This is a genomic window from Allobosea sp. P1_A7 (genome assembly GCF_056406775.1).
In genome coordinates, this window is record NZ_JBFTZN010000382.1 from 1 (window position 1) to 4,121 (window position 4,121).

The 4,121-nt window shown below is 66.2% G+C and carries 5 protein-coding genes; all 5 read left to right on the forward strand.

Annotated elements, in window-relative coordinates; translation table 11 throughout:
- Window positions 1-92: 92 nt before the first annotated feature.
- Window positions 93-794: an FCD domain-containing protein gene (locus tag AC1D34_RS34625; RefSeq protein ID WP_476826674.1), complete on the forward strand. Its 702-nt coding sequence runs from the start codon at window positions 93-95 to the stop codon at window positions 792-794.
- A 32-nt stretch (window positions 795-826) separates the two neighbouring features.
- Complete coding sequence (locus AC1D34_RS34630; RefSeq protein ID WP_476826675.1) at window positions 827-2,269, forward strand: MmgE/PrpD family protein; 1,443 nt, start codon at window positions 827-829, stop codon at window positions 2,267-2,269.
- A 95-nt stretch (window positions 2,270-2,364) separates the two neighbouring features.
- A complete protein-coding gene (locus AC1D34_RS34635) occupies window positions 2,365-3,327 on the forward strand; it encodes a tripartite tricarboxylate transporter substrate binding protein (protein ID WP_476826676.1) in 963 nt (320 codons plus the stop codon).
- A 49-nt stretch (window positions 3,328-3,376) separates the two neighbouring features.
- Window positions 3,377-3,874 carry a tripartite tricarboxylate transporter TctB family protein gene (locus tag AC1D34_RS34640; protein WP_476826677.1) on the forward strand — a complete coding sequence of 166 codons (498 nt, stop codon included), beginning with the start codon at window positions 3,377-3,379 and terminating at the stop codon, window positions 3,872-3,874.
- A gap of 10 nt (window positions 3,875-3,884) precedes the next feature.
- On the forward strand, window positions 3,885-4,121 hold a 237-nt coding region (locus AC1D34_RS34645; protein ID WP_476826678.1), incomplete at its 3' end, for a tripartite tricarboxylate transporter permease.

The window sequence follows — 4,121 nt, forward strand, 5'->3', positions numbered from 1 at the left end:
CTCCCCGGGACGCGCGACCACCCCATGAGAGCATGGTAACTCGAGAATTGCAAACTGTTGACAGTTTTCTGTAGACGCTGGTATCAGAGCTTATGACCATTCCAGACGATGCCCTGACCATTCTGAGGACCCGCTCGCTTTCGGGCGTGCTCGAACGCGAAATCGAGAGGGCGATCCTTGCCGGCGAAATTCCACCGGGGAAGCGGGTCAACGAAAACCATCTGGCGATCCGCTTCGGCACCAGCCGCGGCCCGGTGCGTGAGGCGCTGCGGGCCCTTGAAGGGCTCGGCCTGGTCGAGCTGATCCCCAATCGCGGCGTCTTCATCCGCCAGCCGGCGGTCGAGGAGGCCATCGAGATCTACGACGTGCGCACGGTGCTGTTCGGTCTTGCCGGCAAGCTCCTGGCCGAGCGGGTCAGCGGGGCGGAGGTGGCGCGGTTGAGGGATTATCTCGAGCAGATGGAAGCAGCCGCGCGCCACCGCGACTTCGACCGCTACTACCCGCTTAACCTCGCCTTCCACGAATTCATCATCGATGCCTGCGGCAATGGCACGCTCGCCGCACAATATCGCGGGCTGGTCAAGAAGCTGCACCTGTTTCGTGCCCGCAGCCTGGTGCAGGGCGGCGGCCTGGAGGTTTCCAACTCGGAGCATCGCGAGATGGTCGAGGCGATCGCCGCCCGCGATCCCGAGCGTGCCCAGCGCGCCCATTCCGACCATGTCGCCCGCGCCAAGGCGCGCCTGCTCGCCGCCTACCGGAAGACCGAGGCGCAGCCCACGCATCTGACCAACTGACGATCTTCGTTCAAGAGAAAGCCGGATACGCCATGACCGAGCTCAACCACGCTACTGCCTCCGCTGTCGCGTTCATCGAGAGGGCGAGCTACGACGGCCTGCCAGCTGAGGCGCTGCGGATCGGCCGGCGCTGCATCATCGATACGCTTGGCCTCTACCTCGCCGGTGGACTTGAGGACTCGGTGCGCATGCTGGCGGCCGATGCCGCGGAAACCGGCGGCAAGGCCGAGGCGCTGCTGATCGGCCGTGGCCATACCCGCGTTCCCGCGGCGCTGGCGGCGCGCGTGCTCGGCACCGCCGGCCATGCTCATGACTGGGACGACACCCAGGTTTCGAACGACCCGCGCCATGTCTACGGCCTGCTGACCCACCCCTCGGTGCCGCCGCTGACCGCCGCGCTGGTGTTGTCGCAGCGCCTTGGCGGCGTTGACGGCAAGCGCCTCATGCTCGCCTTCCAGACGGGGTTCGAGGTCGAATGCAAGATCTCGGAATGGATGACGCCGCGCCATTATCGTCGTGGCCATCACAGCAGCGGCACGGTCGGCACCTTCGGCGCCGCCGCCGCCGCCGCGAAGCTGCTCGGTCTCAAGGGCGCTGAGGTGGCGCATGCCCTCGGCATCGCAGCGAGTTTCGCTGCCGGCATCCGCTGCAATTTCGGCACGATGACCAAGCCGCTTCATGTCGGTCGCGCTTCGGAAAACGGCGTCACCGCGGCCCTTCTCGCGGCACGCGGCTTCACCGCCGACCCGGCGGCCCTCGACGGCACCTGGGGCTTCTTCCAGGTGATGGGCGAGGGACTTTCGGAAGAGAAGCTGCCGCAGGGCTTCGGCGAGACGCTGACGATCGCTGAGCCCGGCATCAGCATCAAGCCCTACCCGTCCGGCATCCTGACCCATCAATCGATGGACGCGATGCTGGCGTTGGTGCTCGCGCATGACCTCAAACCCGAGCAGGTCGAGCGCATCCGCTTCTTTGCCGGCAGGAACATCCTCGAGCCGATCCGCTATCCGCTGGCGCAGAACCACCTCCAGGCCAAGTTCTCGATGCCCGCGCTGCTCTCGATGATCGCGCTCTGTCGCCGCGCCAGCCATCACGAGTTCAGCGACGCGTTCGTGGCCTCGCCGGCGATGCAGGACATGCAGAAGCGCACCGAGGTCCTCAACGACCCCGAAATCGATGCGCGCGGCTATGACAAGATCCGCTCGCGCATCGAGGTCGAGACCAAGGACGGCCGGACCCTCGTGCAATGGGCCGACGAGCGCTATCGCGGCGGCCCGGACAACCCGATCAGCGACGCCGATCTCGAAGCCAAGTTCCGGATGTGTGCCGAGGGCGCGATCACCGACGCCGCCCAGGACAGGCTGCTCGATCTGGCCTGGGGCGTCGACGCCCTGCCGCGGATCGAGATGCTCGTCGAGCAGCTCGTCTTCGACACCACGCCGGCAGTCCGGCCGCTGCGCAACGCCGCGCAGTAAGACGGCCTGGCGCGGAGAAGCCGCGCCGCCGCGCCAATCGAACGAGGCCTCTCCGAAGCAGGGAGGCCCATTCATCGATCTCAGGGAGAGAAACCATGCGACATCTGGCCATCGCCACAGCCGTCGCCACCAGCCTCTCGGCCTGGTCGGCAGGCGGCGCCGCCGCGCAAGCGCCGGTCGATTACCCGCATAAGGTGGTCACGCTCGTCACCCATTCGAGTCCGGGGGGCGGCAGCGACGTCTTCTTGCGCGAGATGGCCAAGCACCTGCCGAAATACATCAAGGCGACCTTCATCATCGAGAACGTGCAGGGTGGCAGCGGAGCCCGCGCCGTCTCGCGGCTGGCGACGGCGCCCGCCGATGGCAGCGTCTTCTACGCGACGACGCCGACCTACATCTACACCTCGCTGCTCTCGAAGACACAGCACGGCTACAAGGACGTCGAGCCGCTGGCGAACTTCTTCACCGACGCGGAGGTGATCTACACCCGCGCCGACGGCCCCTACAAAACCCTCAAGGACGTGATCGACAAGGCGCAGAGCTCGCGTGGGCGTTGGGGCGCGGCCAATCCGGCCTCGCTGGAGCGCCAGGCGGCCGAGCAGCTCAAGAAGGCGGCAGGCGTGTCCCCCGCCGTGGTCTCGCATGAGGGTGGCGGCGACCTGATGATCAACGTGCTCAACGGCACGCTCGATATCGGCATCGGCGAGATCCCGGAGATTCGTCCGCAACTCGAGGCCGGCAAGATCCGGTTGCTCGCGACCTTCGATGCCAAGCGTATGGAAGCCTTCCCCAACGTCCCGACGGTGAAGGAATCCGGCTACGCGATCGCGCTCGACAAATTCCGTGGCCTTGCCGGCCCCAAAGGGCTGCCGCCGGCGATCACCAAGATCTGGGACGAGGCCGTGCCGAAGATCCTGGCCGATCCCGAGTATCAGAAGGTCTACAGAACCGAGAGCCTAGTCGCGAACTTCATACCCCACGACCAGTACCAGGGCTTCGTCCAGAACTTCGGCACCGTCACCGAAGCCTTCCTGAGGGAGAACGGCGTCCTGAAGTGACGCCGCGCTCCAGCGACCATGTGCGCAACCCGTCGGGAAAGACCGTAGCATGAGCGGGCGAACAGCTCAGAAGGATCTGGCAGGCGGGCTCATCGTGCTCGCCATCGCGATCCTGTACTACCTCGGCATTGGCGACATCGCGGAGAGTTCGCTCGCCGACGATGTCGGCGCGGGCGGATTGCCGCGTATCCTCGCCTTCGCCCTGGCCGGGTTCGGCGCGGTCCTGGTGGCCCGCGCCATCATCGAGGGCGCGCTGGCGCGGACGCCGAAGCCAGCCGCGATAGTCACTCAACCCGGTGATGACGACCCGATCGCGCCGCTGCCGCGCGCGCTTGGTTTCCTCGGCTTCGGTGCGGCCTATGTCGTGCTCGTGCCGATCATCGGCTACCTGCCCGCCATGGCCCTCCTGATCGGCGCGATCGCTCTCTTCGAGGGCGCGGCGGCGAACTGGAAGACCGCGCTGATCGCGATGGGCGGGGCCGTCGGCTACTGGGCGATCTTCGTCAAGCTGCTCGGCGTGCATCAGCCCTCTGGCTGGTTCTTCTAAGGGGACGATGATGCATTCGCTCGGAATCGCATTCGACCTCCTGTTCGGCTCGCCGATCATCCTGTTCTCGATCGTCGGCCTGATCTGGGGCATCATCGGCGGATCGCTGCCCGGTATCTCGGCCTCTATCACCATGGCCCTGCTGCTGCCCTTCACCTACGGCATGGCGCCGGTGCAGGCGATCGTGATGCTGGCCTGCACCTATATCGGCGCCGAATATGGCGGCTCGATCCCGGCCATCCAGATC